This window comes from Clostridioides sp. ZZV15-6388 (assembly GCF_020657755.1).
In the GTDB taxonomy this organism is placed as follows: Bacteria; Bacillota; Clostridia; order Peptostreptococcales; family Peptostreptococcaceae; genus Clostridioides.
In genome coordinates this window covers 36,894-44,206 of record NZ_JAGWCU010000031.1, presented here as the reverse complement: position 1 = coordinate 44,206, position 7,313 = coordinate 36,894, and the positions used below count along the sequence as shown (strand labels likewise).

The 7,313-nt window shown below is 27.2% G+C and carries 4 protein-coding genes and 1 pseudogene; all 5 read left to right on the top strand.

What is annotated here, in order from left to right:
• Window positions 1-124: 124 nt before the first annotated feature.
• Window positions 125-577: pseudogene (locus KGF48_RS16000) on the top strand (formate/nitrite transporter family protein); the annotation flags it as partial.
• Between the two features lie 263 nt (window positions 578-840).
• Complete coding sequence (locus KGF48_RS15995) at window positions 841-2,859, top strand: FUSC family protein (protein ID WP_227868243.1); 2,019 nt, start codon at window positions 841-843, stop codon at window positions 2,857-2,859.
• A 225-nt stretch (window positions 2,860-3,084) separates the two neighbouring features.
• Window positions 3,085-3,942: an alpha/beta hydrolase gene (locus KGF48_RS15990; RefSeq protein ID WP_227841053.1), complete on the top strand. Its 858-nt coding sequence runs from the start codon at window positions 3,085-3,087 to the stop codon at window positions 3,940-3,942.
• Between the two features lie 97 nt (window positions 3,943-4,039).
• The gene (locus KGF48_RS15985) at window positions 4,040-4,909 is read left to right on the top strand and encodes a radical SAM protein (RefSeq protein WP_227841054.1); all 870 of its coding nucleotides are present in this window, start codon (window positions 4,040-4,042) and stop codon (window positions 4,907-4,909) included.
• A 334-nt stretch (window positions 4,910-5,243) separates the two neighbouring features.
• Window positions 5,244-7,244, top strand: coding sequence for an FAD-dependent oxidoreductase (locus KGF48_RS15980; protein ID WP_227868242.1), 2,001 nt, complete (start codon window positions 5,244-5,246; stop codon window positions 7,242-7,244).
• The last annotated feature ends 69 nt before the right edge of the window (window positions 7,245-7,313 follow it).

The window sequence follows — 7,313 nt, the reverse complement described above, 5'->3', positions numbered from 1 at the left end:
GGACTGCTATATTAAACTAAAGTAGATATTCTTATGAATCTCAAAATAGAGCAGGATGAAAAAGGAAATAAAACTATAAAAAATATAAAGTATTTATATAAATTTATAGAGTTTATACGTCAGTTGGGTAGGAAATTTAATAGGAGCTTTGATTTTAGGTATAATGTTTGTAGGAACTGGTTTAGTAGATAAAGGTCCTGTAGCAGAATTTTTTGCAACTACAGCAGCAGCCAAAGCATCTATGCCGTTTATGTCTCTTTTCTTTAGAGGAGTTTTGTGTAATATTTTAGTTTGTGTCTCAGTTTTATGTTCATTTAGAACTAATAACGATAGTGCAAAAATAATTATGATATTCCTATGTTTATTTGCTTTCATAACAACAGGGTTTGAACATAGTGTGGCAAATATGACAATCTATAGTGTTTCATTATTTTCTCCAACAATTCAAACAGTTAGTATTGGAGGAGCTATTTATAATTTAGTAGCTGTAACACTTGGAAACATTGTTGGAGGAGCTTTATTTATGGGACTTGGTACTTATATACTAGGTAAAGAAAAAATTAAACAAGTTTGCTAAATAAATCTTATAACGCTCTCAATAAGTACAAATATCGTATTATTGAGAGCGTTGTTTTTAATTTTTAAAAAAATATTTGAAAGAAAAAAAGTATGATGGCATATGAATATATATGATGTATGTGATTATAAAGTTCGTTAAATTATGAATTAAAATTAGTATTATAAATAAAAAGTTAGAAGCCTCACGTAGAAAAGATGATTTTGAATACAATAATAAGTGTGATAAAATTGACTTTGTTGAAATTTTGAAGGAGGTATTTGATGACAAAAAAATTAATAATATCAAAAACTAAATTGTTTATTTTTATAATAGCATTTATATCTGCATTTATAGCTCTATTTGGAAGTAAAAATACACTTATAGGTGTGGCTATAGTAACAGCTATGCTAATGCTTTTGGAAAGAGATTTAACTATTTCTCCAATTAAAAATTTACTAAAGTACTTGATAATAAATGTAACATTAGGAGTATTATCGTTTTTTGCAGTACAAAATATGTATTTAGGAATTTTATTAAATTTTATAGCATTATTTATAATAGGATATTTATTTAGTTATGACTTGAAAAGGGCTGTATATGTACCTTTTGGTCTTATGTATATATTTATGATAAGTATACCTGTAGGATTAAGTGAATTTCCTATAAGATTATCAGCTTTAGCGAGTGGTTCACTTGTCATAATGATTGCTCAATTTGTTATGAATAGAAATAGAATGAAAAAAATTGGTGACAAAGAATTAATATCTATATGTGATGAGTTGTTGGAAAAAATAAATCTTTTAAAAAATATTATGAACAATGATAATTCTGTAAGTAAGTCTAATATGAGAAAAATAGATAGTTGTAATTACACAATAAATTCTATATCAAAAGGTCTTAAAATGGTTATATTTGATAATAGAAAAGATGACTTTTTTATTAGTATTAAAGGAATGGATATAATAAATATCTTATTTTCATTAGAAAGAATAAGTTTAATCTTAGATAGATATAAAGCAGATACTAAGGAATTTGAGGATGAAGACATAAAAAATATTCTAGAAGAAAGTAGTACAAATTGTAAAGAAGATGTTTTAGTTGTAGTATCTAAAGAAGTAAATTATATCAAGATGTGCTTAGAAAATAAAGATAATATAACTGATAAAGAAATACTTGGATTTAGAGATTATGTTATCGCTCAAGATACTAAAAATATAAATTTGAAAGAAATTTACAGTGTTTTAGAAAATCTATATGAATTTTTATTAGAATACAAAAAGGTAAAATCAAAAGAGGAAAAAAGAGCTGAAAGAAAAATAAAGATACCACATGAGTTTAAAAGAATATCAATATATAAGCAACATTTTAATTTAAAATCTATAAGATTTTCTTATGCAATAAAAATCGCTTTGGCTACAGCAATATCAGGTTTTATTATGGATTATTTTCACTTAAAAGATGGAAGATGGATAATGTTAACTGTATTTTCATTAACACAACCTTATGCAGAGAATTGTTTGCAGAAATCCAGAAAAAGAATAGAAGGTACACTAGTAGGAGCGGTAATATTTATTGTTTCATTTTCAATAATAAAAGATAACACATTAAGGTCATTAATAGTACTTTTAGCAGGATACATAAACTCATATGTAGTTGATTATAGAAAATTGATAGTGTGTGTAACTGTTTCAGCTCTTGGTTCCGCAGCAGTTATGGGAGACCCTAATGTTTTAACTATGAGTAGAATTTCATATGTGGTATTAGGTGCAATTATTGCATTAATAATAAATAAATTTGTTTTACCATATGATGCAAAAATGGGGTATCAGCATGTTATAGATGTGTATAAAGGTATAGTTAAAAATATAATTAATGAAGTTAATAAATCTATTGAAAACTCAACCAATGTTCATTATATAAAGAATCTATTATTAGTGCCATCACTTATTGAAGATAGACTTATGTTGATAAATACTATATACAAAGATGAACGTCAAGATGATTTCTTAGAAAATCAACAATTACTAATAAGTAATATGTACAATTTATATATAAATGTCAAAAAGAATAATATTAGAGATGAAGATGTAGAAAGAATATTGAGAGATACTAGTTATATTTCAAATTATGATGCTGATAAATATGATGAAGGAAGAAGTGTAATTTTAGATAGTATTGAAAATACAGTAAGCTTGGGCGATAAAATAATTTGTCTCAATTTACTTCAAACTTTAAATGGTGTAAAAGAGATGTATAGAATAAGTAATACCAGTAAAATGTTAGTGCAAGAAGTTGCATAATTTTCTAATCTAATTAAATTATATAATAAGTCATAGCTTTAAAGCAAAGTATATGACTTTTTCTTTTATACAATGTTAAAAGAAAATAGTATATTAAAAACAAAAAACATATAGTTATGAATTTTGTGTGAAAAAGGTTAAAATATTGATTTTTTTCATTAGTTGAAAAAACAATTTACTTAGGATAAACTATAATAGTATTCAAATATTATGGGGGTTAGATTTATGAGTAAAGATGTAAAGGTAAAGCGCGATAAGAAATATGATACATTTAGTATAACTATGGAACTTGAAAGACCTTTACTTTATGATGAGGTTGAAAACGAAGATGATAAAAATGATAATAGAAAATTTAATATAAAAAAGAAAATATTCATGGGAATAGGTATACTGTTTGTATTGATTCTGCTTAGTTTTTTCATATGGATAAACAAAACATATGAACCTCAAAAACTAGCAAAAGAAGCACTAGTTAGTAATAGTAAAGTCGAGGTAACCATAAATGAAAATATTTCATTTACACCTAAGGGTAGAAAAGTTTCTAAAGGTCTAATTTTTTATCCAGGAGCTAAAGTAGAAATTGAATCATATGCACCACTTGCAAGAAAAATAGCAGAAAGTGGATATGAAGTGGTAATTGTAAAAATGCCACTTAATCTAGCTATACTTGGAACTAATAAAGCACAGAAAGTTATGGATTCTTACAGTAACATAGAACATTGGGTAATGGGAGGGCACTCATTAGGCGGAGTTGTTGCATCTAATTTTGCACGTGACAATAAATTAATTGATGGAGTTGTGTTTTTATCTTCTTATCCAATGGGCAATGAACTAAGACAGTTAGGCAAAAAGGTTATATCTATATGGGGAAGTAAAGATGGAGTAGTTAACTTTAAAAACCTTATAGAAGCAAAAGAAAAACTTCCTGATGATACAACTTATGTTGAAATTGAAGGGGGAAATCATGCACAATTTGGAGATTATGGAAAACAAAAGGGCGACAATGATGCTATTATAAGTCAAGAAAAACAGCTTAAGATTACTGCAAATAGTATTATTAAATTTTTAAATAATATATCTTAAACAAAAGCTTGAAGTTTATAATATATATAAAGTATTATTTTAAGTAGATATTATTAATATAATAAAACTAAGATTGGATTACAAGGGGGATTTTAATATGGAATATGATATGCCACTTTATAGACCACCAAGTGAGGCTTATAGTCTTATAATACAAGTCACACTAGGATGTTCTCATAATAAATGTACATTTTGTAGCATGTACAAATCAAAGAAATTTAAAATAAAACCATTAGAAGTAATAAAAAATGAAATTGATATATTTAGAAGACATTATAAAAATGTAGACAGAATATTTTTAGCAGATGGAGATGCATTGATAATACCAATGGAAAAATTAAGAGATATAATATTATATATAAAAGAAGTTTTTCCAGAGTGTGAAAGAATTACTCTATATGGCTCTCCTAAGTCTATAGAGAAAAAAACTGATGATGAACTTAAAGAGTTAAAAGAACTTGGTGTTAAGATGATTTATCTAGGACTTGAAAGTGGAAATGATGAGGTATTAGAAGATATTAAAAAAGGATTTAATAGCGAACAACTGATAAAAGTTGGTAGAAAAGTTAAGAAAAATGGTATTAAATTATCAGCTACTGTAATAGCAGGTCTTGGAGGAACTAAAAAAACACATCAACATGGAGTTGATACAGGAAAAATGTTAGGAGCAATTTCCCCAGATTATGTAGGTGTATTGAGTTTAATGGTAGAACCTAATACTGAACTTTACGATTTACTTCAATCTGGTGAATTTAAAGTATTGGAAGATAAGGCTGTGCTACAAGAAATTAAAGAAATGATAAAAAATATAGATACCAATGAAAAAGTTGTATTTAGAAGTAATCATGCGTCAAATTATGTTAACTTAAAAGGAATATTACCTGAGGATAAACAACGTCTGATTGATGAGATAGATTATTATCTAAGTAACTTAAAATTAAAAAGAGAAGAATATAGAAGACTGTAAAATTTAAATATCATTAATATATATGTATAGATGTAAAATATTTAAATTATCTAGATTTTAAGTGGGGTGTCTCAGAATGAACTTTTTAGTTCATGAGGCACTCTTTTTTGTATGAAATCAAATATATTTTCATCATTTCAACAATGAAAAGGAGGCTTATCTCTATTTTGAGACAGCTCCTTTTTTGTTAAGGAATATAATTATGAAATCATAGAAAAAATCTATCAATAATGATAAAAATATGCACTGGATTAATAGATTTCCACGCATTATAATAGAGACATAAATTTAAATTACAAAAACTATAAACATAAAAACGTGTGGAGGAATAGAAATGAAAATATATCAAAATATCTTTGAACCATTAACTATAAAAAGGATGAATGTAAAAAATAGAATAGTTATGCCACCGATGGGAACAAACTTTGGTGGAGAAAGTGGAGAATTTAAAGATGAGCACATTAAATATTATGAACAAAGAGCTAAAGGTGGAACTGGACTTATAATTGTAGAAAATGCTTGTGTAGATTTTCCTTTAGGTTCTAATGGAACTACACAAATAAGAATAGACCATGACAGATACATACCTGCCTTATATAAGTTAACTGAGAATTTACATAAACATGGTGCATGTGTAGCTATACAAATTAATCATTCAGGTGCTTCAGCTATGCCAGAGAGAATAAATGGATTAACTCCAGTATCTTCTTCTAATATACCTTCAAAAAATGGAGGAACAATACCCAGAGAATTAAAGAAAGAAGAAATACTAAATATAGCTAAAAAATATGGTAAGGCAGCAAAAAGAGCTCAAATAGCTGGTTTTGATGCTGTAGAGATACACGCTGGGCACTCATATCTAATAAGTCAATTTTTATCCCCAATTTACAATAAGCGTACAGATGAATTTGGTGGAAGTTTTGAAAACAGAGCGAGATTTGCAAAACTAGTAATTGATAAAGTTAGAGACGAAGTGGGAGCATTATTTCCTATATCTTTAAGGGTAAGTGCTGATGAATTTATAGAAGGAGGAAATACTTTAGATGATACCTTAAAGCTTCTTGAATATTTAAATGAAGAAGTAGATATATATAATGTATCAGCAGCATTAAATGATTCTATACAATTTCAAATCGATACAATGACATTAGAAGATGGGTGGCGTTCATATATGTCTAAAGCAGTTAAAAAAAGATTTGGAAAAGCAACAATAATAACTGGAAATATAAGAAACCCAGAAATAGCATCAAAAATACTTAAAAATAATGAAGCGGATTTTATAGGTATGGGAAGAGGGCTTATAGCTGACCCTAATTGGGTTGAAAAAGTGCAAAATGGAAAAGAAGATTCAATAAGAAAGTGTATTTCATGCAATATAGGATGTGCAGGTAATAGAATTGGAGCAAATAGACCTATAAGATGTACAGTAAATCCAGACTTAATAAATGGAGAAGAATATAAACAGAGAAAAGTAAATAAGACAACAAATGTAGTTGTTGTAGGTGGAGGAACGGCTGGTCTTGAAGCAGCAGCCACAGCAGCAGAGGTGGGATGTAATGTATTTTTATTAGAAGAAAAAGCAGATATAGGAGGGCTTGCTGAGACAATATCAACTTTTCCAGATAAAAGTAGAATAAATGATTTTCCAAAGTATTTAAAACAGAGAGTTAAAAAATTAAAAAATTTAATTGTTTTTAAAAATACAAAAGCTGATATTAAATTTATAGAAAATTTAAAACCCGATATAATTATAAATGCTACAGGTTCAAAACCATTACTTCCACCAATAACTGGTTTGTTGGATAGGATAGACCAAGAAAATGGAAAGGTGAGTTCAATATTTAGGCTATTTAATGATATAGAAGATTTTCAAACAAAAGACTTAGAAAATAAGAAAGTAGTAGTTGTGGGTGGTGGAGCTGTTGGATTAGATGTTGTAGAATTTTTCTCGGAAAATAAGGCTAGAACTTCTATAGTTGAGATGTTACCAGTGGTAGGAAAAGATTTAGACCCTATAACAAAGGTTACAATGATGAAGATGTTAAAAGATTATAATGTTGATGTTTATACAAATACAGCATTATTGGAAGTTGAGGATGATAATTTTAAAGTTAAGAAGGATAAAGAAGAGTTATTGCTAGATTTTGATTATGGATTTATATGTTTAGGAATGAAATCTAATAATCCAATTTTGAATGATTTAAAGAAACATTTTGAATCTAAAAATGTGGAAGTTATAAATATAGGAGATAGTAAAATAGCTAGAAGAATAATAGATGGAGTTAGAGAAGGAAGAAATATAATAACAACTTTAGAAAAGTTAAATCTTCTATGATAATAGATAAAAAAGACAATTTTAGAAAAGTCAAATCTTTTGTAGAGAATAAATAATAAAAATAAAGTA

Excerpts from the sequence above, each read along its gene's own strand:
- KGF48_RS15995 (WP_227868243.1), top strand. The coding sequence starts at position 841 with ATGACAAAAAAATTAATAATATCAAAAACTAAATTGTTTATTTTTATA.
- KGF48_RS15990 (WP_227841053.1), top strand. The coding sequence starts at position 3,085 with ATGAGTAAAGATGTAAAGGTAAAGCGCGATAAGAAATATGATACATTT.
- KGF48_RS15985 (WP_227841054.1), top strand. The coding sequence starts at position 4,040 with ATGGAATATGATATGCCACTTTATAGACCACCAAGTGAGGCTTATAGT.
- KGF48_RS15980 (WP_227868242.1), top strand. The coding sequence starts at position 5,244 with ATGAAAATATATCAAAATATCTTTGAACCATTAACTATAAAAAGGATG.